The organism is Streptomyces sp. NPDC041970 (genome assembly GCF_055588985.1).
Genome location: NZ_JBVJCD010000008.1, coordinates 25,894 through 49,723, shown reverse-complemented (window position 1 = coordinate 49,723; position 23,830 = coordinate 25,894). Strand labels below are relative to the sequence as shown.

Annotated in this window: 25 protein-coding genes; 7 read left to right on the top strand and 18 right to left on the bottom strand. The window is 73.5% G+C overall.

Annotation, left to right across the window (positions count from 1 at the left end):
- Positions 1-32: 32 nt before the first annotated feature.
- The gene (locus ACZ6EJ_RS06735) at positions 33-899 is read left to right on the top strand and encodes a universal stress protein (protein WP_469265053.1); all 867 of its coding nucleotides are present in this window, start codon (positions 33-35) and stop codon (positions 897-899) included.
- Between the two features lie 247 nt (positions 900-1,146).
- A complete protein-coding gene (gene lnt / locus ACZ6EJ_RS06730) occupies positions 1,147-2,817 on the top strand; it encodes an apolipoprotein N-acyltransferase (protein ID WP_469265052.1) in 1,671 nt (556 codons plus the stop codon).
- Here the strand turns inward: lnt and ACZ6EJ_RS06725 are convergent.
- Entirely contained in the window at positions 2,741-3,646 is a 906-nt protein-coding gene (locus tag ACZ6EJ_RS06725) for a Gfo/Idh/MocA family protein (RefSeq protein ID WP_469265051.1), read from the bottom strand. The two genes, lnt and ACZ6EJ_RS06725, sit on opposite strands and share 77 nt — an antisense overlap.
- 218 nt (positions 3,647-3,864) lie before the next feature.
- Between ACZ6EJ_RS06725 and ACZ6EJ_RS06720 the strand changes: the two genes are divergently transcribed.
- Complete coding sequence (locus ACZ6EJ_RS06720) at positions 3,865-4,329, top strand: hypothetical protein (RefSeq protein ID WP_469265050.1); 465 nt, start codon at positions 3,865-3,867, stop codon at positions 4,327-4,329.
- Positions 4,330-4,359: 30 nt separating this feature from the next.
- On the opposite strand, the gene ACZ6EJ_RS06715 is transcribed toward ACZ6EJ_RS06720, so the two are convergent.
- The 9 genes from ACZ6EJ_RS06715 to ACZ6EJ_RS06675 form a co-directional block, all read right to left on the bottom strand.
- Complete coding sequence (locus ACZ6EJ_RS06715; RefSeq protein ID WP_469265049.1) at positions 4,360-4,923, bottom strand: hypothetical protein; 564 nt, start codon at positions 4,921-4,923, stop codon at positions 4,360-4,362.
- Positions 4,924-5,132: 209 nt separating this feature from the next.
- Positions 5,133-5,819, bottom strand: coding sequence for a uracil-DNA glycosylase (locus tag ACZ6EJ_RS06710; RefSeq protein WP_469265048.1), 687 nt, complete (start codon positions 5,817-5,819; stop codon positions 5,133-5,135).
- Positions 5,820-5,896: 77 nt separating this feature from the next.
- On the bottom strand, positions 5,897-7,477 hold the full coding sequence (locus tag ACZ6EJ_RS06705; protein WP_469265047.1) for an ABC transporter substrate-binding protein: 1,581 nt from the start codon (positions 7,475-7,477) through the stop codon (positions 5,897-5,899).
- Positions 7,478-7,596: 119 nt separating this feature from the next.
- The gene (locus ACZ6EJ_RS06700) at positions 7,597-8,352 is read right to left on the bottom strand and encodes an SDR family oxidoreductase (RefSeq protein WP_469265046.1); all 756 of its coding nucleotides are present in this window, start codon (positions 8,350-8,352) and stop codon (positions 7,597-7,599) included.
- A gap of 20 nt (positions 8,353-8,372) precedes the next feature.
- A complete protein-coding gene (fabG, locus tag ACZ6EJ_RS06695) occupies positions 8,373-9,134 on the bottom strand; it encodes a 3-oxoacyl-ACP reductase FabG (RefSeq protein WP_469265045.1) in 762 nt (253 codons plus the stop codon).
- 278 nt (positions 9,135-9,412) lie between these two features.
- Positions 9,413-9,796 (bottom strand): DUF3037 domain-containing protein, encoded by a 384-nt coding sequence (locus ACZ6EJ_RS06690; RefSeq protein ID WP_469265044.1) that lies wholly within the window; start codon positions 9,794-9,796, stop codon positions 9,413-9,415.
- Complete coding sequence (locus ACZ6EJ_RS06685; RefSeq protein ID WP_469265043.1) at positions 9,793-10,671, bottom strand: HipA family kinase; 879 nt, start codon at positions 10,669-10,671, stop codon at positions 9,793-9,795. The genes ACZ6EJ_RS06690 and ACZ6EJ_RS06685 overlap by 4 nt, the downstream gene beginning before the upstream one ends.
- Positions 10,672-11,129: 458 nt before the next feature.
- The gene (locus ACZ6EJ_RS06680) at positions 11,130-11,786 is read right to left on the bottom strand and encodes a hypothetical protein (RefSeq protein ID WP_469265042.1); all 657 of its coding nucleotides are present in this window, start codon (positions 11,784-11,786) and stop codon (positions 11,130-11,132) included.
- Positions 11,783-12,661: an ATP-binding cassette domain-containing protein gene (locus ACZ6EJ_RS06675; protein WP_469265133.1), complete on the bottom strand. Its 879-nt coding sequence runs from the start codon at positions 12,659-12,661 to the stop codon at positions 11,783-11,785. The genes ACZ6EJ_RS06680 and ACZ6EJ_RS06675 overlap by 4 nt, the downstream gene beginning before the upstream one ends.
- Positions 12,662-13,186: 525 nt before the next feature.
- On the opposite strand from ACZ6EJ_RS06675, the gene ACZ6EJ_RS06670 reads away from it, so the two are divergent.
- Together ACZ6EJ_RS06670 and ACZ6EJ_RS06665 are read left to right on the top strand one after the other, a co-directional pair.
- On the top strand, positions 13,187-13,426 hold the full coding sequence (locus ACZ6EJ_RS06670) for a DUF397 domain-containing protein (protein ID WP_469265041.1): 240 nt from the start codon (positions 13,187-13,189) through the stop codon (positions 13,424-13,426).
- 82 nt (positions 13,427-13,508) lie between these two features.
- Positions 13,509-14,477, top strand: a complete 969-nt coding sequence (locus ACZ6EJ_RS06665) for a helix-turn-helix domain-containing protein (RefSeq protein ID WP_469265040.1) — start codon at positions 13,509-13,511, stop codon at positions 14,475-14,477.
- A gap of 159 nt (positions 14,478-14,636) precedes the next feature.
- Here the strand turns inward: ACZ6EJ_RS06665 and ACZ6EJ_RS06660 are convergent, their stop codons facing one another.
- The gene (locus ACZ6EJ_RS06660) at positions 14,637-15,449 is read right to left on the bottom strand and encodes an SAM-dependent methyltransferase (RefSeq protein WP_469265039.1); all 813 of its coding nucleotides are present in this window, start codon (positions 15,447-15,449) and stop codon (positions 14,637-14,639) included.
- Between the two features lie 172 nt (positions 15,450-15,621).
- On the bottom strand, positions 15,622-15,942 hold the full coding sequence (locus ACZ6EJ_RS06655; protein WP_469265038.1) for a hypothetical protein: 321 nt from the start codon (positions 15,940-15,942) through the stop codon (positions 15,622-15,624).
- 931 nt (positions 15,943-16,873) lie between these two features.
- Here ACZ6EJ_RS06655 and ACZ6EJ_RS06650 point away from each other — a divergent pair.
- Both ACZ6EJ_RS06650 and ACZ6EJ_RS06645 read left to right on the top strand, forming a co-directional pair.
- Positions 16,874-17,695, top strand: coding sequence for a MerR family transcriptional regulator (locus ACZ6EJ_RS06650; protein ID WP_469265037.1), 822 nt, complete (start codon positions 16,874-16,876; stop codon positions 17,693-17,695).
- Between the two features lie 174 nt (positions 17,696-17,869).
- Entirely contained in the window at positions 17,870-18,229 is a 360-nt protein-coding gene (locus ACZ6EJ_RS06645; protein WP_469265036.1) for a hypothetical protein, read from the top strand.
- Between the two features lie 90 nt (positions 18,230-18,319).
- Here the strand turns inward: ACZ6EJ_RS06645 and ACZ6EJ_RS06640 are convergent, their stop codons facing one another.
- The 6 genes from ACZ6EJ_RS06640 to ACZ6EJ_RS06615 all read right to left on the bottom strand — a co-directional run bounded on the left by ACZ6EJ_RS06640 (position 18,320) and on the right by ACZ6EJ_RS06615 (position 23,758).
- A complete protein-coding gene (locus tag ACZ6EJ_RS06640; RefSeq protein ID WP_469265035.1) occupies positions 18,320-19,588 on the bottom strand; it encodes a PP2C family protein-serine/threonine phosphatase in 1,269 nt (422 codons plus the stop codon).
- Positions 19,572-20,591: a SpoIIE family protein phosphatase gene (locus ACZ6EJ_RS06635; protein ID WP_469265034.1), complete on the bottom strand. Its 1,020-nt coding sequence runs from the start codon at positions 20,589-20,591 to the stop codon at positions 19,572-19,574. The genes ACZ6EJ_RS06640 and ACZ6EJ_RS06635 overlap by 17 nt, the downstream gene beginning before the upstream one ends.
- Positions 20,588-21,052, bottom strand: coding sequence for an anti-sigma regulatory factor (locus ACZ6EJ_RS06630; RefSeq protein WP_469265033.1), 465 nt, complete (start codon positions 21,050-21,052; stop codon positions 20,588-20,590). Before ACZ6EJ_RS06630 ends, ACZ6EJ_RS06635 begins: the two co-directional genes overlap by 4 nt.
- Positions 21,036-21,446 (bottom strand): STAS domain-containing protein, encoded by a 411-nt coding sequence (locus ACZ6EJ_RS06625; protein ID WP_469265032.1) that lies wholly within the window; start codon positions 21,444-21,446, stop codon positions 21,036-21,038. The genes ACZ6EJ_RS06630 and ACZ6EJ_RS06625 overlap by 17 nt, the downstream gene beginning before the upstream one ends.
- On the bottom strand, positions 21,443-22,321 hold the full coding sequence (locus tag ACZ6EJ_RS06620; protein WP_469265031.1) for an STAS domain-containing protein: 879 nt from the start codon (positions 22,319-22,321) through the stop codon (positions 21,443-21,445). Before ACZ6EJ_RS06620 ends, ACZ6EJ_RS06625 begins: the two co-directional genes overlap by 4 nt.
- 246 nt (positions 22,322-22,567) lie before the next feature.
- Entirely contained in the window at positions 22,568-23,758 is a 1,191-nt protein-coding gene (locus ACZ6EJ_RS06615) for a PP2C family protein-serine/threonine phosphatase (RefSeq protein WP_469265030.1), read from the bottom strand.
- Positions 23,759-23,830: the final 72 nt, after the last annotated feature.

Here is a 23,830-nt window from a genome sequence, read left to right as displayed (position 1 = left end):
AGCCCCCGCGCCGGGAGACGTACGCTCGGGGCATGACCACTGATGATCTTCCCGTGATCGCCGCCGTCGACGGCTCGGCGCCCAGCCGGCAGGCGCTCGACTGGGCCGCGCACGAAGCCGTGCGGCGGCGGCTGCCCCTGCGGATCGTCCACGTCCGCCCGCGCACCCGTCAGGTCGACGAGGAGACGCGGCGGCGCGAGTCGGACGAGCTGCTGGCCGCGTCCGTACGCCGCTGCGCGGTGATCGCGCCGGAGCTGCGGCCCTCGACGCTGGCCCCGCTGGACTTCCCCGCGGCGGCGCTCGTCGCGCTCGGCCGGGACGCCTCGATGATCGTCGTGGGCTCGCGGGGGCTCGGCGGCTTCCGCTCGCTCATGATCGGCTCCAACAGCCTCGCCACCGCGTCGATGGCGAGCTGCCCGGTCGTGGTCGTGCGGGGCGGGCGGCCGGAGGAGGACGGCGGGCCGGCGGAGGCGGAGGCCTCCACCGACATCGTCGCGGGGGTGGCCGCCGACGAGAGCAGTGAGTCGGTCCTGGAGTTCGCGTTCGCCACCGCGGCCACCCGGCCGGGCGCACGGCTGCGGATCGTGCACGGCTGGACGATGTTCTCCTCGCTGCTCGCGGGCGGTCCGGTGCTGGACCGGGAGGAGGCGGCGGGCTCGGCCGCCCGCACCCTGGCGGAGCTGACCTCCGGCCGGCACGGGAGGTACCCCCAGGTGGAGGTCGTGCGGGAGCCGGTCAACGGCTCCGCCGCGCGCACCCTGGTGTCCGCGTCCGCCACGGCGGCCCTCACGGTGGTCGGCCGCCGCAAGGGCGGCGAGTCGCTCGGCCTCGGGCTGTCCCCCGTGGCGCAGACGACCCTCACGCACGCGCTGGGGCCGGTCGCCGTCGTCCCCTGCTGACCGGGGACCCCCGCGGCCGGGCGGTCTGCCGGGACCGGCTCGTGCGGCTGCTCCCCCACCGGCGCCCCGGCCGTCGAGGGCCCTGGCGCGATCGGTCCGGTCGCTCCGCCCGGTACGGGCACGAGCCGCCGCGCGCCCCCCGCCCGGCCGCGCTCCCCGGCCGCCCTGGGACCGGCGCCCCCACACTGGGTACACAGAGGTGGACCCGGCGACGGCGACCGCCCGCGCGGGACGAGGAGGGCACGGTATGCGGATCTCCGGCAGACGCCCGACGACCGGCCCGGACCGGGCGCCCGCCCCCGGCGGCGGGCCGGAGGCGGGCAGCGGGCCGTCCGCCCGCGCCCGGTCCGCCGGTTCGCGGTGGGGGCGGGGGCTCACGGTGCTGCTCGCCGGGGCGCTCCCGGCGCTCGCCTTCCCCGCGCCCGGCCTCTGGTGGTGGGCGTACGGGGCGCTGGTCCCCTGGCTGCTGCTGGTCCGGCGGGCGGGCACGGCCCGCCGGGCGGCGCTGGACGGCTGGATCGGCGGGACGGGGTTCGTGCTCGCCGTGCACCACTGGCTGATGCCGAGCCTCCATGTCTTCATCCTTCTGCTGGCCGCGCTGCTCGGCCTGCTCTGGGCCCCCTGGGGGGTGCTGGCGGCCCGGCTGCTCGGCGGCGCGCCCTCCGCGCGGCGGGCCGCCGCCGCCGTGGTCCTCGTGCCCTGCGGGTGGCTGATGATCGAGCTGGTCCGCTCCTGGGAGGGGCTGGGCGGGCCCTGGGGCCTGCTGGGCGCGAGCCAGTGGGACGTGGCCCCGGCGCTGCGCGTCGCCTCGGTCGGCGGGGTCTGGCTGGTGAGCCTGCTGGTGCTCGCGGTGAACACCGGCGTCGTCCTGCTGCTGACCGCGCCCGCCGCCCGGACGACCGCGGCGGCCGCGCTGGTGGCGTGCGCGCTGGCGGTCGCGGCGGTGTGGGCGTGGGCCCCGCGACCGCGGACGACGGGCACGGTCAGGGTCGCCGTGGTGCAGCCCGGCGTCATCGAGGGGCCGGGCAGCGTGGCGCGGCGCTTCGACCGCGGTGCGGAGCTGACCCGGTCGCTGGAGGGCCGGGGCGTCGATCTGGTGGTGTGGGGCGAGAGCAGCATCGGGGCGGGCGCGTGGCAGAGCCCGCGGACCGCGCGGCGGCTCGCGGAGCTGTCCCGGCGGGTCGGGGCGGACCTGCTGGTCAACGTGGACGCCCGGCAGACGGACGGCTCGGGGCGGTCGGGCATCTTCAAGTCGGCCGTGCTCGTGGGGCCGGACGGGCCGACCGGGGACCGGTACGACAAGATGCGGCTGGTCCCGTTCGGCGAGTACGTCCCGGCCCGCGGCGTGCTGGGCTGGGCGACCTCCGTGGGCCGGGCGGCGGGCGAGGACCGGCTGCGCGGCGACCGCCCCGTGGTGATGACGCTCCCCGACGGCGGGGGCCGGGGGCTGCGGGCCGGTCCGCTGGTCTGCTTCGAGTCGGCGTTCCCCGACATGAGCAGGCGGCTGGTCCGCGACGGCGCGCAGGTGCTCGTCGCCCAGTCGGCCACCTCGACGTTCCAGGACAGTTGGGCCCCCGCCCAGCACGCCTCGCTGGCGGCGCTGCGGGCCGCCGAGAACGGCCGCCCCGCCGTCCACGCGACGCTCACCGGCGTCAGCGCCGCGTACGGGCCCCGCGGGGAGTCGCTGGGCCGCCCGCTCGGCACGGACGACAGCGCGGCACGGGTGTTCGACGTACCGCTGGCGCGCGGCGACACCCTCTACGGCCGGTTCGGCGACTGGCCGGTGTACGGGGCCCTGGCGGCGCTGGCCGCGCTGTGCGCCGCCGAGGGGGCGCGGGCCCTCAGGAGGCGTGCTCCGAAGCCTCCCGGACCACCCGCTCGCACAGCTCATGGGTGGCCAGAGCGTCGCGGGCGCTGACCACCTCGCCCCGGCGCACGGCGTCGAGGAACGCGTGGACGCACCCCTCGATCCCGCGCTGGCGGGCCACCGGCACCCAGTCGCCGCGCCGGAGCACCGAGGGCCGGCCCTCGTGGTCGACGACGTCCGCGAGGTTGAGGACCTGGCGCTTGGCGTCCTGCCCGGAGACCTCCAGGATCTCCTCGGTCGAGCCGTTGAGCCGGTTCATCAGGCCGATCGCGGTGAAGCCGTCTCCGGAGAGCTGGAGCACCACGTGCTCCATCAGGCCGTCCGCGATCCGGGCCCGCACGGTGGTGTGCTCGATGGGGCCGGGGACGAGGAAGCGCAGGGTGTCGACGACGTGGATGAAGTCGTCCAGGACCATGGTGCGCGGGTCCTCGGGCAGCCCGACCCGGTTCTTCTGCATCAGGATCAGCTCGCGCGGGCGCTCGGCGCACTGCGCGTAGACGGGGGCGAAGCGGCGGTTGAAGCCGACGGCGAGGCTGACGCCGCGTTCCTCGGCGAGGTCGACCAGCCGCTCGGAGTCCGCGAGCTCGTAGGCGATCGGCTTGTCGACATAGGTGGCGACGCCGGCGTCGAGGAGCCGTTCGACGATCTGCGGGTGCACGGCGGTCGGGGCGTGCACGAAGGCCGCGTCGAGCCCGGCGTCGAGCAGCGAGTCCAGGGTCGCGTGCCGCCCCTCGGCGGGGACGCGGTAGGCGTCGGCGACCGCGTCGAGCGTGGCCGGGGTGCGGGTCTGCAGATGGAGTTCGACCCCGGCGACGGCGGTGAGCACCGGCAGATACGCCTTCTGCGCGATGTCGCCGAGCCCGATGCAACCGATTCTCACGAGGTCTCCCTGTCGCCGTGACGCACTGCTGTTCCCGCGACGGCAGCATACGTGCGTGCCGCCGCGCCTCCCGGCGGGCCCCGGCGCAGGAGTCCCGGCCGGGACGGCGCCCGCGGGCGGCGAAGGACCGGGGCGCCGGGCTGACCGGGTCACTCGTGCGGGCCATTCCTCGCCTGTCGGCTCCCCCTGGAGCGCGGCCGCACCCCAGAGTTGTCCGGGTGCAGCGAATCAGAATCACCGCGAGCCTCCTGATCACCGCGACGGTCGTGGCCGTCTCCGGCTGTGTCTCGGTGAAGGCCCCGGCAGGCCCCTCCCCACGCTCCGGGACCGCCGCGCCGGTCCACGACGTGGCCCCGCAGATCGTGCAACCGCCCTCCCGCGAGGCGCTGGAGGTGGTGGAGCCGAGCCCCTCGACCGCCCGGCCGCCCTCGCCGGCGGCGGCCTCCGGGCCCCGCGCGGACGTCCGGCGCGCCGGGCCGCCGCGGGAGCCCCGTCCGCCGCGGCGGACGCAGCGGCCCCGGCGGACCGCGCCCCGGATCACGGTCGCTCCCCCGGCCCTCCCGCCCCTCGTGCCGCGCGTGGCCGGCGGCGGCACGGACGTCTGCGCGCTCGGGCGCGGATACGGGACGTGGCCGGCGGGGAGCAGGCAGGCCCGCATCTGCGAGGAGGCGTACCACCGCTGACGCCCCGACGCGCCCGAGGGGCGGCGGGGGTCACTGCCCGCGCATCCGCAGCTCCAGCCGTTCGATCGCGGCGCGGACCCCGCCGCCGTACCCGTCGTCCGCGAGCACCTCGGCGGCGGCGCGGGCCCGCCGCAGGTGGATGCGGGCCGACCCGAGGCGCTGGAGCTTGAGGTAGTCCGCCGCGAGGTTGAGGTGGAGCGAGGGGTAGAACGCCTGGACGGCCGCGGCGTCCGGGTGCTCCCCGGCTTCCGCGCCGCTCGGCCCGCCCGCGGCGGCCGTGTCGGCGCGCGGGTCCGCGGCGACCGGCCCCCCGCCGCCGGGTGCCGGGGCGTACGCCCGCCCCTCGCTCAGGCCCTCGGCGGCCGTCAGGGCGCGCAGGTCCCATGCCAGCTCGTCACCGGGGTCGTCCTGGGTGTCGGCCATGTAGTGCGCGACGGTGCAGCGGTGCAGGGCGTCGCCCTCGGCGCCCAGCTCCGCCCAGAGCAGGCCGAAGCGGTTGCGCGCCTCCTCCCGGTCGCCTCCGTGGAGCAGCATGATCGCCTGGCCGATCCTGGTCGCGACGGCGCCCTCGGACGCCTCCTGCTGCTCCACCACTGCGGTCTCCTCGTCCCCGTGCTGCGGGTTGCGGTCGATCCGACGCTAAGGGGTGTCCCGTCGTCTCCGCCGGATCAGCGCGCGGCGTCGGACGCGGCGCATCGCACGGCGGGGAGAAGCCCGCGGACGCGGACGCACGCGGGCGTTCCGGGCACGCGGCGGGGGGCGCGGCCGCCGCGGCACGCCCGGCGGGCCCGGCCCGACCGCGGCTACCGGCCGAGGTCGGGGATGCGCCAGTCGATCGGCTCGTGGCCCTGGGCGGCCACGGCTTCGTTGATCTGGGTGAAGGGGCGGGAGCCGAAGAACTTCTTGGCGGAGAGCGGCGAGGGGTGCGCGCCCTTGACGACCGCGTGGCGCTCCTCGTCGATGAGGGGGAGCTTCTTCTGCGCGTAGTTCCCCCAGAGCACGAAGACCGCCGGGTCGGGCCGGGAGGCGACGGCGCGGATCACCGCGTCGGTGATCTTCTCCCAGCCCTTGCCCTTGTGGGAGTTGGCCTCGCCCGCGCGCACGGTGAGCACGGCGTTGAGCAGGAGGACGCCCTGCTCGGCCCACGGCATGAGGTAGCCGTTGTCGGGGATGGGCAGGCCCAGCTCCTGGTTCATCTCCTTGTAGATGTTGCGCAGGGAGGGCGGCGTCCTGACGCCGGGCCGCACGGAGAAGCACAGCCCGTGGCCCTGGCCCTCGCCGTGGTAGGGGTCCTGGCCGAGGATGAGCACCTTCACCCGGTCGTAGGGCGTGGCGTCCAGCGCGGCGAAGACCTGCTCACGGGGCGGGTACACGGGCCCCTCGGCCCGCTCCTCCTCGACGAAGTCCGCCAGCTCCTTGACGTACGGCTTCTGCAGTTCCTCGCCGAGGACGCCGCGCCAGGACTCGGGCAGCAGGTCGATGTCGGTCACGTCCACAACCTCCGGTGAGCATCAGGTTCTTGTCTTCAGAACCTACCGGGCGCCACTGACAACGGGCCTCGGGAGCCCTACCAACTGGTCTTGCGGTACAGCTCCCACAGTTGCATCACGGTCTGCGGGTCGAGTGCGCGCTCGCCGCCGCCGATGTCCTCGCCCGCGGCGATGTAGAGCTTGCCCTGCCACAGCGGCAGCAGGCGGACGTCCTCGACGAGGATCTGCTGGGCGCGCTCGAAGTGCTCGCCGACCGCCCCCCGGTCGCTCTCCCGCCGCGACGCGGGGATGAGCCGCTGGGTGATCTCCTTGTTCGGGTACGGCGTGCCGGTGACGCTCTCCTGGCCCACGAAGGGGGCGACGAAGTTGTCGGGGTCCGGGAAGTCCGGGAACCAGCCGCGGCCGAAGACGGGGTACTCGCCGTTGTTGAAGCCCTCCTGGAAGACCTTCCAGGGCTCGCCCCGCAGCGTGATCTCGAAGAGCCCCGAGCCCTCCAGTTGCCGCTCCAGCTCCTTGAACTCGGGCTCGGTGGAGGAGCCGTACCGGTCGGTGGCGTACCAGAGGGCCAGCTTCACGGGCTCGGTGATGCCGGCCTCGGCGAGGGTCTTCCGCGCCTTCCTCACGTCCGGTTCGCCGAAGGTGTCGAAGAAGCTCGTGGCATGGCCGGCGATGCCCTTGGGGATCATGGAGTACAGGGGCTCGGCCGTGCCCCGGTAGACCTTGGCGACCAGGGCGTCGCGGTCCACGACGTGGGCGACGGCCCTGCGGACGGCCGGGTTCGCGGCGGCCGGGTCCTTCGGGTTGAAGACGAGGAAGCGGATGTCCGCCCCGACGGATTCGACGACCTGGAGACCGGACGCGTCGTCCTCGGCGTCCTCCAGGCTGACGACCTCCTCGGCGGTCAGACCCCGGTAGGTGGCGTCGATCTCCTTCGCGCGGAGCGCCCGCACCATCGCGGCGGACTTCTCGAAGTAGCGGATGGCGACCGCGTCGTTCCTCCGGTTGGCGAACCCCTTGTAACCGGGGTTCTTCTTCAGCTCGGCGGTGTCCCCGGCCCGGTAGGACTCCAGGAGGTACGGGCCGGAGCCCGTGACCTCGGCGCCCCGGCGGATCTCGTCCTCGGGGTAGTCGCTCGGGGCGACGATCGACATCGCGGGCGTGGCCAGGATGGACGGGAACGTGGCGTCGGACGTGCGCAGGTGGAAGACGACCGTGTCGTCGCCCTTGGTCTCGATCCGGTCCAGCGAGCCGAGCATCCCGGCCGGACCGCCCTTGGAGCGGATGGCGACGATGCGTTCGATGGAGTGCTTCACGGCCTCGGCGTCGAGCTCGTCGCCGTTGGAGAACGTGAGGTTCCGCTTGAGCTCGCACCGGTAGGCCGTGCTGGTGGCGTCGGTGAACCCGCAGGACTCCGCCGCGTCCGGCTCGGGCGTCGTGCTGCCGGTGGGGAAGCTCAGCAGGGTCTGGTAGACGTTGCGCATGAGCTCCCAGGAGTTGTCCCAGGAGGCCGCCGGATCGAGGGTGGACGGGGAGCTGGTCGTCCCGACCACGATCTTCCGGTCGGTCTCCGAGCCCGTGTCGGACACGAGACCGCAACCGGCCAGCAGGGAAAGGGAAGCAAGGGCTGCAGCGGCCTGCAGACTGGCCCGGTAGAACACGCGCACGCTCCTCGATCGGCCATGGGTCGGCAGACCATACCGCAGCGCCCCGCCGAGTCAACTCCTCGACTGGACGGGGCACTTGCCTCCACCGGGGCCGAACCGGCCCAGGGCCGCTCTCAGCCCACGCCGGCGTTCAGGAAGATCCCCCCGTCGACCACCAGGGTCTGCCCGGTGATCCAGTCGGACTGCGCGGAGGTGAGGAAGGCCGCCGCGCCCCCGATGTCCTCGGGCACGCCGAGCCTGCCCAACGGGTAGGAGGCGGCCGCCTCCGCCTCCCGGCCCTCGTACAGGGCCTGGGCGAACCGGGTCTTGACCACGGCCGGGGCGATGGCGTTGACCCGGACGGCCGGGGCGAACTCGTGCGCCAGTTGCAGGGTCAGGTTGACCATGGCCGCCTTGCTCATGCCGTACGCGCCGATGAACGGCGAGGCGGACACCCCCGCGATCGAGGCGATGTTGACGATCGCCCCGCCGTTCTCCCTCTGCCAGGCCTTCCAGGTCCGCTGGGCGAAGCCGAGGGCCGAGATCACGTTGGTCTCGTACACCTTGCGGGCGACGCCGAGGTCCAGCTCCGCGATGGGGCCGAAGACCGGGTTGGTCCCGGCGTTGTTCACCAGGTGGTCGACGCGGCCGAACGCCTCCATGGTGCGCTCGACGGCCACCGCCTGGTGCGCCTCGTCGTGCGCCTTGCCCGCGATGCCGATCACGCGGTCGGGGCCGAGCCGCTCCACCGCCTCCCGCAGGGCGTCCTCGTTCCGTCCGGTGATGGCGACCCGGTCGCCGCGGGCGACGAGCGCCTCGGCGATGCCGTAGCCGATGCCCCGGCTGGCGCCCGTGACGAGGGCGACCATTCCACTGTCCTGCACCGTCATGGTGTCCGCTGCCCTTCGGGTCAGTTGAGGGGGCCGCCGGCCACGTACATGACCTGGCCGGAGACGAACCCGGCGTCGTCGCCCGCGAAGAAGGCGATGGCGTTCGCCACGTCCTCGGGGCGGCCGACGCGCTGGACCGGGATCTGGGTGGCGGCCGCCGCCTGGAACTCCTCGAAGCCCATGCCGACGCGCTCGGCCGTCTGCGCGGTCATCTCGGTGACGATGAAGCCGGGGGCGACGGCGTTGGCCGTGACGCCGAACTTGCCCAGCTCCTTGGCGAGCGTCTTGGTCAGGCCCTGGAGCCCCGCCTTGACCGCGGAGTAGTTGGCCTGGCCGCGATTGCCGAGGGCGGAGGAGGAGGAGAGCGAGACGATCCGGCCGAACCGGGCCTCGACCATATGCGCCTGGACGGCCTTCGCCATCAGGAACGCGCCCTTGAGGTGCACGTTCATGACGGTGTCCCAGTCCGACTCGCTCATCTTGAACAGCAGGTTGTCGCGGAGCACGCCCGCGTTGTTGACGAGGATCGTCGGGGCGCCCAGCTCGGCGGCGACCCGCGCGACGGCGGCTTCCACCTGGGCGGCGTCCGACACGTCGCAGCCGACGGCGAGCGCGGCGCCCCCGGCGGCGGTGATCTTCTCGACGGTCTCCTCGCAGGCCGCCTCGTCGAGATCGAGTACGGCGACGGCGCGGCCCTGCGCCGCGAGACGTACGGCGGTGGCGGCGCCGATGCCCCGCGCCGCTCCCGTCACGATGGCCACGCGCTGCTCGGTGGTGGACATGCTTGGTTCTCCTCGCCCTTGGATCGCGGCTCAGCGGACTTCGGGGCGGTTCCCCGACAGGAAGACTCCCGATCACTGAGCGACCGCTTAGTACCTTCAGCAGACGAGACGCTAGAAGCCCTGGCACCCGGTGTCAACGGCACACGGCTTCGAGGGGCCGCGCGGCCCACCGGCGAGCGGGGGCGGCGCGGCCCCTCGAAGGGGCGGTCGGGCGTCCGGAGACCGCGCGCCCGTGCACCGGGATCGGCGCACGGGCGGGACCGGTCAGCGGCCGGGGATCAACGGACGAGCAGGTCGAGCAGCCGCTCGACCTCACCGGCCGGGTCGGCGGTGAGCCCGCTGTGCACGACGCCGGGCTGCACGACGGTGGAGCGGGGGGCGATCAGCCAGCGGAACCGCCGCCCGGCGTCGTCGTCGGCCGCCTGTCCGGCGCTCCGGCCGCCGCCGCACACTCCCTCGACGGCGCGCAGGGCGGCCCGCACCCCGACGACGTCGGCGTGCGGGTCCAGCGCCTTCAGCTTCTGCTCGTCGAGATGGGTGCGGGCGGCGACGAACGACCGGGCCCGGCAGTACACGAGCACCCCGGCGTTGAAGCACTCGCCGCGTTCGACCCGGGGGACGACGCGCAGGAGGGCGTACTCGAAGACGTCGCGCGTGCTCATCGCCCGTTCTCCTGTCCGTCGCCCGCGCCGGTGGCGGCCGCGTCCTTCTTCGTGGGGTGCGGCCAGGGCGCGATGTGGTCGGTGAGCCAGCCCGGCGCCTGGGAGGGCCGCGCCGCGGTCGGCGCGTCGAGGGTGATCCGCTGGTGGATGTCGGCGGCCCGTGCGAGCAGCGGGGCGACGTAGGCCCGGCGCAGCTCGTCGGTGGACCCGAAACCGGGCTCGTCGGCCAGCCAGACGTCCGGCACCTCGGCGGCCACCTCGGTGAGCAGTTCCTCGGTGACCAGCGGGGCCAACTCGGCGGCGGCGGCCGCGACGTCCGGCGCGAAGGAGGCCAGGACGTGGTCGGAGGCGTTGTACGGCTTCGCGGCGGAGGCTTCGGCGCCCGGCCAGTTGTGGTGCCAGATCATGGTCGCGCCGTGGTCGATGAGCCAGGGTTCCCCGTGCCAGACGAGCATGTTGGGGTTGCGCCAGGACCGGTCCACGTTGTTGATCAGCGCGTCGAACCAGACGATCCGCCCGGCCTCGGCCGACCCGACCTCGTAGGCCAGCGGGTCGAACCCGAGCGAGCCCGGCAGGTAGTCCATCCCGAGGTTCAGACCGCCGCTGGCCCGCAGCAGCTCCTGCACCTCCTCGTCGGGCTCGGCGAGCCCGATGACCGGGTCCAGCTCGACGGTCACCAGCTCCGGCACCCGCAGCCCGAGCCGGCGGCCGAGCTCCCCGCAGACGACCTCCGCGACGAGCGTCTTGCGCCCCTGCCCCGCGCCGGTGAACTTCACCACGTACGTACCGAGATCGTCGGCCTCGACGATTCCGGGGAGCGAGCCGCCCTCACGCAAAGGCGTGACGTAGCGGGTCGCTGTCACCTCTGTCAGCACTTTCCCAGGCCACCCGTCTCTTCGACCTTGCGTCCACGATCCACTCCGGTGAGGCCCAGCAGTGGGATACGCCCGTCCGCGCCCCCGGAGGACGACCGGGCACGCAGCCCCGCCCCGCTTCCCGAGCGCTCCGCCGTCGGCGGCGCACCCCGTGCTGCCGGCCTCCGACAGGAAGGGAGCATAGTGGCCGAGCGGTCCGGAGGGCGAAGAGCGCCCGCGCCTTTGAGCCAACGCCCCGGCGCGCTCGTAGGCGACGCGTGGGCGGTCGGCAGGTCCGGGTCGACGGCGCCTTGGGCGCATGGGCGCACAGGGGCGCGCGGAGCGCGCTCGTGCTGGGCGATCACCGCGCGGCGCAGGTCGAGCCGGATCGCGTCACCGGCGCCCACGCCCGCTCGCTCGCGCCTCCGCGCCGGACAGCGCCCCGCCCTCCGCACACGTACGGCCCACCGCCGCGGCGTTCACGCCCTTCTGCCGGCGACCGCGTGCGTGGCGGCCACCGCGGTCGCCAACAAGCCCGCGGCGGCGGCGAGCAGGGGGCTCGTGGCGATGAGAGCGGCCGCCGAGTCCGGCGCCGTCTGCAGGCGGGTGAACATGGCGCTGACCGGGGAGAAACCGCGCCCCAGCAGTACGGCCAGCAGGAGCACGAGCGCGAGGACCAGTGCGTACCCCTGCCGCCGGAACACCATCCGCGAACAGACCAGCCCGATCGCCATGCCGGTGAACGCGCAGGTGAGTTGGGCCACGGCGCCCAGCACGAGGTCGGCGGGGCCGGGCGTGCGGCCCCCCGACACCAGCGGCAGCACCAGACCGGCGACCGCGAGCAGCAGGCACCACACGAGGGCCGTCCCGGTCGTCGCGAGCAGGAAGCGGAGGCGGCTGCCCGCGCCGACGACGACGACCGAGCGGTGCGACCGGTCCTCGATGCCGATCAGCGCCATGGTCAGCCAGACCGAGCACACCATCATGGCTCCGGCCACCGAGGCATAGGTCGCGGTGAACGGGCCGGTGTCACTGCCGGTCAGCACGACCACGAGACCGACGAAGAGCAGCACGGGCGCGAGGTAGCGCTGGGAGAGCAGCATCAGCGTGAACATGTAGCCGACCAGGGCGATCACGCGTCCGCCCCCCTCGCGTCGTCCCGTGGACCGGGACCGCCCGCCGGCCCCGCCAGGCTCACCACCGACCACTGGTGCCGCAGCGCCGCCAGCAGTACGGCGTCGGAGTGCTCCCGCGCCACCCGCAGGACGACCTGTCCACCGCGCCGGGCGCTGTCCGCCACGCCCGGCAGCGCGGACCAGTCGACCTCGACCGGCGTGACGCCGGTGGACGGCGCGGCCAGCACCAGCTCGGCCATCGGGACGCGGTCCGCGGCGTGCCGGCCGCCGCGCGGGGCGACCCGGCCGCCGCTGATGGCGTACGCGCCGTCGGCGTGCGTCTCGGTGATCGCCTCGCGGTGGTCGGTGAAGACCACGGAACCGCCCCGTGCGGCCACGTCCTCGATGGATCGCGCGAGGGCGGCGTGGGCCGACGCGTCCAGTCCCGACCAGGGTTCGTCGAGGACCAGCAGGTCGGGCTGGACCAGCAGGGCCTGGGCGAGTGCCACCTTCTGCGCGTTGCCCTTCGAGAGCGTGCGCAGCGACGCGGTCCGGCCGCCCACCAGGCCCAGCCGATCCAGCAGGTGATGCGCTCGGGCACGGGCGGCGGAGGCCGGCATCCCGCGGATACGCCCCATGTGCGTGAGGTAGGACAGGGCCGAGATGCGGTCGTGGGCGGTGAAGCGGTCCGGCACGTAACCGATGTGCCGCGGCCGGCCCGTCACCCTGCCGGTGGTGGGCCGCGACAGCCCGACGAGGAGCCTCAGCAGGGTCGACTTCCCCGAACCGTTGCCGCCCACCACCGCGAGGACGTCCCCCGGCGCGACCTCCATGTCCACGCCTCTGAGGACCCACCGCCCTCCGCCGTAGCGTTTGCCGACCGCCTCACAACGCAACAACCCGACTCCTCGCCCCGCGCCGGCCCTTTTCGCTTCGTTCTCCGCTTGCGCGCTGTGCGTCGGTCGAGGCGGCGGGCGTGTGCGGGACCGGCCGGGCCCGAACACCGCTTCCCTCCCGTGCGCCCCCCCGGCGACTCGTCGCCCCGGTCCGGGGATCGGCCTCGGACCTCCACCGGTACGTTACCGAGACCGTCGAGCCCCGGCCGCCCCTCCCCTTCCCTCCGCGCACGCATCCGTTCGACGACCCGGAGCACGGCCCTCGTCGGCCAGGTCCGCGGAGCCGACGCCTCCGCCCCTGACCGAACATGCGGCCCAGGCCCAAGGGGCGAACGCAGGTACGCATCATCTCGATCATTCCACCCTTTCGCGGGATCACCTCGTTCGCATTCGAGCCGCTAGCATTCCAGGCGCGCCGCTCATGAAATTTCATGACGGATTTTCGCGGGCCCCCACCTGCCCATTTCCGTCGGCGGCGGCCAGACGACCGGACACGTGAGACTTTCGAACAGAGGAAGTGCCCCGATGGAGAGCTTCATGAACGGCACGCCCGCCGACCGCCTCCCCGGCCGGTGGGTGAAGAGCCGCAAGAGCGAGGTCAACGGCACGTGCGTCGAGGCGCTGAAGCTCCCCCGGGGCCGGGTGGCGCTGCGGAACTCGACGGACCCCACCGGCCCCGCCCTCGTCTTCACCGCGGCCGAGATGGAGTCCTTCCTCGACGGCGCGAAGAAGGGCGAGTTCGACGACTTCACCTCGCTCAACTAGGCATCGTCGCCATCCAGTTCGGACCTCTTCTCCTTATCGGGCGTGTCATCATGGGCATATGACACCTCGGTAAGGAGAAGGCGTGTCCTCGGACCCGAATCCGATCATCCGTCTGGCCCGGCCCGCCGGACCCGACTGCACCCAGACGGCGGCGAAGATCATGCTGGGGTGCACCGTGAGACGGCTGCGCGAGAACGAGGGGCTCACGCAGAGGGAACTCGCGAACGCCATTCACGTCTCGACCCCCACGGTCAATCGCCTGGAGGACGGAAAGGGCACTCCCACCCGGCGCACGGTCGAGGGGGTGATCCGCTACTTCCAGCTCAGCGGGGCGGAAAAAGACGAGATGCTGGTGCTCTTCTCGCGCACCGAGGAGCCGGAGTGGTTCCAGCACCGGTTCGGGGACTGCACGCCGGGCTATCTCCACCGCCTCCTCGGCCTGGAGTCGATGGCCATCCAGATAACGACGTACGACGTGCGACTGGTGCCGGGCCTCCTGCAGACGCCGGCGTACATCGAGCAGATCGTCCGCACCGGCCTCCACCTGAGCGAGTGGGACGGCCCCGAGGTCGAGCTGCGGAGGGCCCAGCGGTTCGAGCGCCAGAGAAGGGTGCTCGGACAGCCCGACCCGCCCCGGTGCATCGTCCTGATGGACGACTCCGTGCTGCGGCGGAAGGTCGGGGACCGCAGGACCATGCACGGCCAGATGGCCCACCTGCGGGAGATGGCCGACCTGCCCCACATCACCATCCGGTTCGTGTACTCGAGCCGGATGATCGCCGGCAACGTCGCGGCGCTGGCCGGCTCCATGGCGCAGTTGCAGTTCGGTCGCGGCGGCCCGGCCGACTTCGTGTACGCCGAGGGGTACGAACGGGCCGACTACTTCACCAAGCCGCCCAGGGCCCCCGGCGCCCCGGACAAACCGCTGACGCCGCGTCAGAACGACTACGAACGGCACCTGCAACTGCTGCTGCGCATCCAGGGGGAAGGGTGCGCGTCCCCGGTGAAGAGCCGGCTGATGCTGGACAAGGCGATCAAGCGTTACGCGTGACGGACGGACGCCCCGCGGTCGTCACAGCGCGCGCACCTCGCCGGTCGCCCGGAGCCGGTCATCGCGTACGCACCGGCAGCGCGTCCCGTGCACGGGCGCCCTCTCCCCCGTACGGCACCCGGTGCCGCGCGCCGGTCCGCCCGGTGCGGTGGGCGGCGCTCAGCTCCGGGGCGGCACCCTCGCCAGCCCGCCGTACTCCGTCCACTCGATGCTGCGCTGGCGCTGCTGGAGCTCGGAGTCGGGCCGCCAGTCGGTCACATCGACGAGGCCGGGCTCCTCCGTGAGGAGGCCCTCGAATATGGCGTCCACGTCCGCCTTCTCCCGGACGCGGCCCCAGTTGCCGCCGGTCTTGGTCAGCATGAGGTCGGTGACGCTGTCGCGGACCTTCGGGTCGTCGCTGACGAGCTGGCACACGACGACGAAGCTGCCGGGCGCGAGGCGGTCCACGACGCGTCGCACGAGCTGTCGCGGGCCGGCGCTGTCGGGCAGGCAGTGCAGGACGGAGATGAACAGGGCGGCCGCCGGCTGGGAGAAGTCGATGAGCCGGTTCAGGTCCTTGTGCGCGAAGATCCGGTCGGTGTCCGTCATGTCGAGCGGCAGGATCGCGGTGTTCTCGTTCTCGTCCAGCAGTGACTGGCCGAGCGCCAGCACGACGGGATCGTTGTCGATGTAGACGACACGGGCCGCGGGGTCGGTTTCCTGGGCGATCTGGTGCACGTTGCGCTGGGTCGGCAGACCGGAGCCGAAATCGATGAACTGCCGAATGCCGTGTTCCTCGGCGAGGACGCGGACCACGCGCTGCAGGAACCAGCGGTTGTTCCGCGCGAGCTCACGCGAGGTGGGCGCGGCCCGCAGAAGCAACTCTCCCGCTTCCTGGTCCACTTCGTAGTTGTTGCTGCCGCCCAGCAGCCAGTCGTACATCCGCGCAGCGCTCGGGACCGACAGGTCGACCACACGCTTTCTCTGCGTCAACGGACGTGTCCCCTCACCGATTCCGCGCGTTTTCCGTGGAGTCGCCCATCCTAGGAGGGCATGACCGGGCGCACCACCGCCGGTGAGGGTGAACGGTGGCGCGGGGTGGCGAGAAGTGGCGGAGGGGTCCGCCCCTCGGAGTGCGCGTGGGCGGGCGGCGTTCAGGCGGGTGTCAGGCGCCTCCCCTCTCGGTGCGGCCGCGCAGGGCGCGCCAGGCGGCGCCGAGGCCGGCCTCGACGGCGGGGGGCTCCAGTCCCATGAGTTCGGCCGCCTCCTCGACGTCCAGACCGAGCCGGTGGCACAGCAGCACGCTGTCGGCACTGGTCAGCGGCAGAGCCCGGTACAGGGCGGCCACCTCCTCGTCCTCGGGCGGGGACGCCTCGCCGCGGCGGCCGACCTGGTGGCGCAGTCTCTTCCAGACGTCGGCCGAGGGGTTGGGCCGGCGCAGCAGCCAGTCCCAGCGCCTCTCGGCATAGGCGAAGGTGCCGTTCACGGCCGCCCGCACGCTCGCGTCCCCGGAGAGACGGGCCTGGGCGTAGCGCGTGTAACGAGGCTGATTCCGTTCGGTGAAGGCGCGGAATCCGAGGTCCGCCGCGACCGGGGTGGGCGCGGTCCGGGCGGGGGACCGGGGACGGAGTCCGACAGGCGGCGCACTCGGCCGGTGGGTGGGGAGAATGAGGACGCTCCTTCGACGGAAGGACCGCTGCCGCGGGTCCTGGTGTGCGATGCCGCGCCGGCTCCGGGACACGCGGCGAAGACGCCCGTGCCCCGCTCGGGCGCGAGGCGGGGACGCGCGGCGCCGCGCGCTCCGGCCGCGCGTGCGGCGCGCGACGGCGTGCCGCGCACGGTCATCGTGACGGCGGGCTCGGCACCGGCGATCGCGGCGCCCGTGACCGGATTCCGCCCGCGTGGACGAACGCGGCGGAAAGCGTGCGCGGCCGCGACAGCGCGCGCTCGCGGGGGTTCTCGGGAGGCTCCACGGGAAAGACGGGGAGACTGGTACCGTGAATGCGCCCGGAGGGCAACCGCCGACGGCCTCGGCGCATTGGCTCGTACATGTGCATGGTTCCTTGGGTCTTTTCGTTCCCGGAATCGTGATGGCACACGTTCTCGGGCGGGCCTTCGATTGACGGCCCACATCGAAAGTACCCCGCCGGACCGGACGCACGGCCCCGCTCTCCTCGCTGTGAAAACTCATTCTTGTCGCTCTTAACACTGCGATCAAAAGCGATCACATGGCAGCCCGAATTGATCGCAAACAGAGGATGTTGTCGACATTCGGTCCTTGGTGCTCATCTCGTGACCAGGGTCGTGTTCGCCCGTCCCGCGCGACGCCCTCGGACCCCCCGGCTCCCCGCTCCCCCGCGTCGGCCGAGTAGCTTCTTGACCCTCACACCGTGTCAGGCGGTCAGCTCGGAGACATCATGTTCACCATCGGAGACTTCGCCCGGCACGGCCGCGTCTCGGTCCGGATGCTGCGTCACTACGACGCGACCGGCCTGCTGCGCCCGGCCCATGTCGCACCCGCCACCGGCTACCGCCACTACACCGCCGCCCAACTCGCCCGACTGAACCGGATCATCGCGCTCAAGGACCTCGGGTTCACGCTCCAGCAGGTCCGCGACATCGTGGACGAGAAGGTCGGGGCGGAGGAGCTGCGCGGGATGCTCCGGATGCGGCGGGCCGAACTGGAGGCCGCCGCGACCGCCGCGGCGGCACGGCTGGTCCAGGTCGAGGCGAGGCTCCGAGCGATCGAGAGCGAGGGGCACATGCCCACCAACGACGTCGTCCTCAAGAACGTCCCCCCGGTCCGGGTGGCGGAGCTGACCGCGACCGCCGCCGGCTTCGAGCCCGACGACATCTCCCCGGTCATCGGTCCGCTCTACGACGAGCTGTTCCGTCGCCTGGAGGCGGCGGGCATCACTCCCGCCGGCCCCGGTGTCGCCTCCTACGAGGACGCCCCGGAGGGGGGCGGCCGCATCACCGTCCACGCCGCCGTCCAGGTCTCCGCCCCTCTCCAGGACGGGGCCTTCCGCGTCCTGGACCTGCCGCCCCTCGACCGGGCGGCGACCATCGTGCACCGGGGCCCGATGGACACCGTGCTGCCCACGGCCCAGACCCTGGCCCACTGGATCGACGCCAACGGCTACCGGACGACCGGGTACCCCCGCGAGGTCAACCTGGAGTGCCCCGAGGACCGCGACGCGTGGGTGACGGAACTGCAGGCGCCGGTGGTCCGGGACTGAACGGCCACGTCGGAGACCTGGCGTCCGGCGGCGTGGGGCCCGCGCTGCCTCCCGCCGCGGGCGCGCCGCCCGCCGCGTCCGCCGCCTCCGCGCGAGGCGGCGGGGGCGCGGCTCACACCTTCACCGCGGGAGGGACCCCCTGGAGCGGAGCGCCGGTGACTAGAATCGTCTTTCATGTCGAAGCTTGACGAGCTGCTTGTTGAGGTTGCCGCCCTGGTGGAGTCCGGGCGCAGCAACCAGATGTCTCTTACCGTGGTCGCCGGCGGTGCCGTCGTCACCGGTCGACTGGCCCCCGAAGCCGTCTGGAGGCAGCGGGTGTCGGAGGTGCTGGCGGACTCGGCCCACCTGGGCGAGTTCTCCGCTGCCTTCACGGCGATGGCGGACAGGGAGGAACCGCCCACGCATCTGCACTTCCACGTGGCGCGGATTCTGCAGGGCGCGGTGGGCATCCCGGAGACGGGCGGGATGTACCGCGTGGCGATCGAGGACGTCAGTGCCTGGACCATCGGCGACTTCAGCTACTCCGATCACTGACCCGCCCTCGTAGGAGAGGTTCCCGTACTTCGGTGGGGGCCCGGCCGGCGCGTTCCGGTCGGGCCCCCACCGCTGTCCCGTCCGCGCCCCTCAGGACGCCCCGCGGTCGCGGGGGCCGCCCTTGCGGACGACGAGGGCGAGCGTGTCGTCCGCGTGGAGGACGACCGTGTGCATGTCCTGGGCGATGGCCCCCGGAATCGTCGCCGTGGGGGCCTCGGCCCGCAGGCGGGCCGAGGCCATGAGGCGTACCTCGCCCTCCACGGGGTCGCGGCGGCTCTCGGTGAGGCCGTCGGTGTAGAGGACGAGGAGGTCGCCCGCGCCCATCGTGGTGTGCAGCACGTGGTCGCTGCCGGCCGTCGGATAGCCGATGCCGCGCCCGCGTACGCCGAGGTAGTCGGCCCGGCCGTCCGCGCGGACGAGGAGCGCGGGGGGATGGCTGCCGTTGGCGAGCCGGAGGTCGCCGGTGGCCGGGTCGACGCGGACCAGCAGGACGGTGGCCATCAGGTCGCGGTCGACGGGCGTGAGGAGTGCGTCGGTGCGCGCGATGATCGAGGACAGCGGGTGCCCCTCCAGCGCGAGGGTGCGTACGGCGTGGGTGACGGCCAGGGCGCTGCGGGTGCTCGTGATCCCGTGCCCGAGGGCGTCGACGACCGTGATGTGCACCGTGCCGTCCGCCAGGCGGAACCAGTCGTAGAGGTCCCCGCCGGTGGGGTCGTGGCTGCCGGCCGGTTCGTAGTGGACGGCCAGTTCGATGCCGTCCACCTCGATGGGCTGGGGGCGCAGGGCGTTCTCGAGCTCCTGGAGCATCTGCCCGTGGGCCTGGCGCAACCGTTCGTCGCGCTCCTCCAGTTGGACGTACAGGGCGAGCACGCCGCTGTTGGTCTCGGCCAGTTCGTGCTTGAGGCGCCGGTGCTCGGCGGCGAAGGAGTCCGCTCGCGCCAGCGCGTCCCTCAGTTCCTGCTCCAGCGCCCCGACTTCCGTACCGCCCGCCGGGGGGACCGGCGGTCCGCCGTCCGGGGCCCGGCCCTCCCCCGCGGCGGGGGCGGGCACGTGCCAGGTGGCCGTGGTGTCGCGGACGGCTTGCGCGGGCAGCGGCAGCCCGGCCAGGGCCAGGGGAGCCTGGGCGTCCGGGCAGGTGAGGCTGACGGAGAGCAGTGCGGCCCGCTCGTGCGTGCCGGGGTGGTAGGCGGACGCCAGGCCGACGGCGCGGCCGGCCCTCAGCTCGCGGTCGGCGACGGCCCCGACCGCGAGCACCAGCCGGGCGCGCGTCTCCACCGACAGGTTGTGCGCGTCGGCCAGTCGGCGCAGCGCGCCGCGCAGGGGCGGCAGGGAGCGGAAGGCCTCAGACAAGGGGGCCACCGGGTGCTCGGGCGGCGAGGAACGTCGCGTCGTCGCGCGTGGAGCGGTGGGCGTGCGCCACCGCAGCCGGGAGCAGGCTGGGCGGCAGCCTCAGCAGGAAGCGCGAGGGCGTGCGGGTCCACTGCGGGTTGATGCCGTCCGAGTGGAGTACGGCGGTGGCTCCGGGCTCCGCGGGCGCGGTGTGCTTCTGGGGGACGGGCATGTTCCACCCGACGACGCCGGGCCGGCCGGTCGCCCAGGGGTGGACGCCCTGGTAGGTGACGATCGAGGCGCGGATGTTGCCGACGCCGCAGTACTCGGTCCGGTCGCGGTGCAGCCGCAGGACGCCGACGGCCGCTCCGCGGGTGTGCCGCAGGGCGCGGTGGACGGCGAGGAGCATGTCGTGCAGCGGCCGGTCCGGCGCGCGGTGGAACACGCGGAGGGCGGTGTGGGCGGCCTGCGCCGCCTCGGGGCCGTGCCCGAGGCCGTCGACGACGATCGCGGTGCGGCTGTCCGCGGTGTCCGCCGACGCGCAGGCGTCGCCGCAGAGCTGTTCGCCCTCGACGGGCAGGCAGACGGCGCCGAGGTCCTGCCGGGCCGTGAGCCGGTGGTCGGGGTCGGTGAGCCGGGCGCTGACGAGGGTCCCCGTGCCCGGCTCGGTGCGGATGGCGACGTCCGTGGCGATGCGGCGGATCGCGCCCAGTCCGGCCCCGAGGGTGGCGGTGGTGCTGTATCCGTCGGTGAGCGCACGCGGAAGGTCGTCGATGCCGGGGCCGCGATCGGCGCTCAGGATCTCCATCCCGCCGCCGAGGAGGAGCGGCTGGAGGTAGACCGCCCCGCCGGTGGCGTGCTTGTCGAGGTTCCCGGCGAGTTCGGAGGCCAGCACGGCGGCCCGGTGGGGCAGGGACCTGGTCAGGCCGCAGCGTTCGGCGAGCGCGCGGGCGGCTTCCGCGGCGAGCTGGACGGCGCTGTGGTGGTCGATGCGGATCTGGACGGTGGCCGTCGTCGCCGGGGGCGGTGTCACGGGGCCGCCCATCGGGTGGCGGTGATGGTGGTGCCTCGGCCCGGCGCCGAGTCGATGGTGAACTCGTCCATGAGGCGGCGTGCTCCGCCCAGGCCGTGGCCGAGGCCGGCGCCGGTGGTGAATCCGTCTCTCAGCGCCTCCTGGACGTTCTCGATGCCGGGGCCCTCGTCGCTGACGACGAGGCGGAGCCCCCGTGTGCCCGGCCGGTCCAGGAAGGCGAGGGAGAGCGTGCCGCCGCCCCCGTGGATGTAGGCGTTGCGCACGAGTTCGCTGGCCGCCGTGACGATGCGGGTCTGGTCGACGATGCCGAACCCGAGGGCCAGGGTGGCCGCGCGTACGGCGTGGCGGGCCGCCAGCAGGTCCTCCTCCGTGCGCACCGGGAAGGACGCGGGTGCGCCCGGTCGCAGGGCGCGGTCGCGGGCCGTGTCCGGGGGAGGGGTGGGATCACCGGAGCGCAGCACGGGCCGCCCCCTCGCGGAGCTGCCGGTTCTGCTGCCACCCGAGCAGGGCCATGCCCCGTTCCGCGTTGAGCGCGGTCTCCACTCCGGTCAGCGTGATCCCCAGTTCCACCAGCGTGATCGTCACCGGGGGCAGCATTCCCGCCACGATGACGCGGGCGCCGAGGAGGCGGGCCGTGGTCGTCAGCTCCATCAGCGTGCGGGCGACGAAGGAGTCGATGATCTCCAGCCGGGAGACGTCGATCAGGACCCCGCGCGCCTCGTCCGCCACGATGCGCTGGGTGAGCTCGTCGGTGAAGGCCAGGGCGGACTTGTCGTCGAGTTCGTCGAGGAGCCCGGTGATCAGGACGTCGCCCAGGCGCAGGATCGGCACGCCGGCCGAGGGCCGAGGGCTCATCGGACCTCCGGGGGTCCGTTGTGCGTGGGGGCCTGCTCGGTCAACCGGATCGCGGCCGAAAGGGCGTCGGCGAGCGTCGCGCGGGTGAGGATGGAGGACAGGTCGATGCCCAGTTGGGCGATGGTCATGGCGATGGGCGGGCGGATGCCGCTGATGACGCAGTCCGCTCCCATCAGCCGCACCGCGCTCACCGTCTGCATGAGGTGCTGCGCGACCACCGTGTCGACGGTGGGGACCGCGGTGATGTCGATGATGGCGACGAGCGCCTCGTGCTCCTGGATCCCCTGCAGCAGGTTCTCCATGACGACCTGGGTGCGCGCGGTGTCCAGGGTGCCGATCAGCGGTACGGCGAGCACGTGGCGCCACAGGCGCACCACGGGCGTCGACAGCTCCAGCAGTTGCCGGCTCTGCCGTCCGATGATCCTCTCCCGGCCCTCCATGTACGTGCCGAAGGACAGGGCACCGGCCGGGTCCAGCAGCCTGTTGACCATCACCGCGACCGCCAGGAACTCGCCGGTGTCGCGGACGGTCTCCCGTACCGCCTCCAGCAGGGCGTCCTTGAGCGCCAGGACCGCGAGCGAGGTGAGGGTGGGGGAGACGCCCTCCCTCGCCCGGCGCAGCGAGAGCTCGGCGACCGCGCGGCTCACCTCGGGGTCGGCGGTGACGACCCGTTCCACCGGCAGGGCGCCGGCCAGCGCCGCCGCGAGGGCGGCGACCACGGCGTCCGACTCCTCCCGCAGCTCGCTCTCGCCGATCCAGGTCCCGGCCTCGCTGTGCTCGCGCTGGAGCTGCACCCACCGGTCGGCGATCGCGTCCGCGCGTTCGTCCAGAGCCGCGCCCACCAGCTTGCGTATGGTGCCTTCGCTGACGTCCACCAGGTATCCCTCGCTTGCGACGCCCAGCACACCGCGGCGGGTCCGGAGTCGTGGTCGGTGCGGGCGAGCGCGAACGCGTGCCCCGCACGGGTAGATAATTGCCGTTCGGCAAATATTAGCGAGCCGCGCGTCACGTGCAAGCAGGGGCGCCGCCCGCCCCCGCCGGGGCGCCGGGCCGGCCCGGACGCTCCGCGGCACGTACGCGGCGCGCCGCGAACCGCGTGCCGGAGCCCGCGCGACCGGGCCTCAGCAGCCCTCCTCCGCGGCGGGACGGCCGTGCCAGTCCAGGCACATCACCAGCGAGTCGTCGGCGGCCGGGCCGGCGCCCCGGTGCCCCAGCAGCTCCTGGAGCATCGCCCTGGGCACCTGCGACGCGGGCAGCAGCCGCGTGCTCGTGATCGACCGGGCCAGGGCGCGCTGGCTGTACTTCTCACCGGCCGGCGACAGCGCGTCGTAGACGCCGTCGCTGATGAACAGCAGCCGGTCCCCGGGTTCGACCGAGAAGTGTTGGGGCACATAGGCGGTGTCCTCGAACATGCCCAGCGGCATCTGCGCCTCCAGTTCGATCGCCTCCACCACCCCTTCGCGCATCCGCCACACATGCGGCGAACCGGCGTCGATGATCTCCACGTCCCCGGTCGGGAGATGGAACCGCAGCAGCAGCGACGACAGATAGCGGCTCCCCCGGTGCTGCCCGAAGATGGCCTGATCGGCCAGATACGCCTGGTCGCCGAGGTCCAGGCCGGCCCGGCGGGCGTTGCGCAGGGCGTTGACAGCGAGGTTGGTCAGCAGCGCGGCGTCGATCCCCTCGCCCATGCCGTTGCTGACGGTCACGTACAGGTCGTCGGCCGAGGCCGACCAGTCGAAGCTGTCGCCGAAGATGGCGTACGCGGGCTCCAACTGGGCCCCGAGGCAGTACTCGGGGCGGGAGCAGGAACGCCCCGGCAGTAGCTGCCACTGCATCTCGGCCGCCAGGGTCAGCCGCTCCGCCCGGCGGGCCTGGAGGAACAGGTCGGTGTCCCGCTCCGCGACGACCACCTCGTGCGCCAGCGCGTCGGCGTATCCCTGGAGCTCCTCCAGCGCGTCGGCCGCCAGCCCCTCCTCCCCCGCGGGCACGGTGACGCTCAGGACCCCCAGCCGGTCCCCCCGGACGCTGACCGGCAGATGCGCCGTCACCGTCGACGCGGAGCGGTCGTGGACGCAGTGCGCCTCCTGGGCGCCGAACGCACGCCCCGGAGCGCTCTCGTGCACCGACACCGGCGGGCGGGTGTGCGGCAGCACCCCCACGGGCTGCAGCTGCGTCATCGCGTAGTCGGCCATCAGCAGCTCCACCGCCCGAGCCCGATGGCGGCGTTCCAACAGGGACCTGATCACGTCGAAGATCTCGTGGGGCGCGGCCTCGCGCAGAGCACGCTCGACCGCACTGGGTGTGTCCACCGGTACCGGTCCTTCTTTCCTTCACATATCTTCATCTATGCGACTGCCCACATCGACCAGCCGGAACGGGCG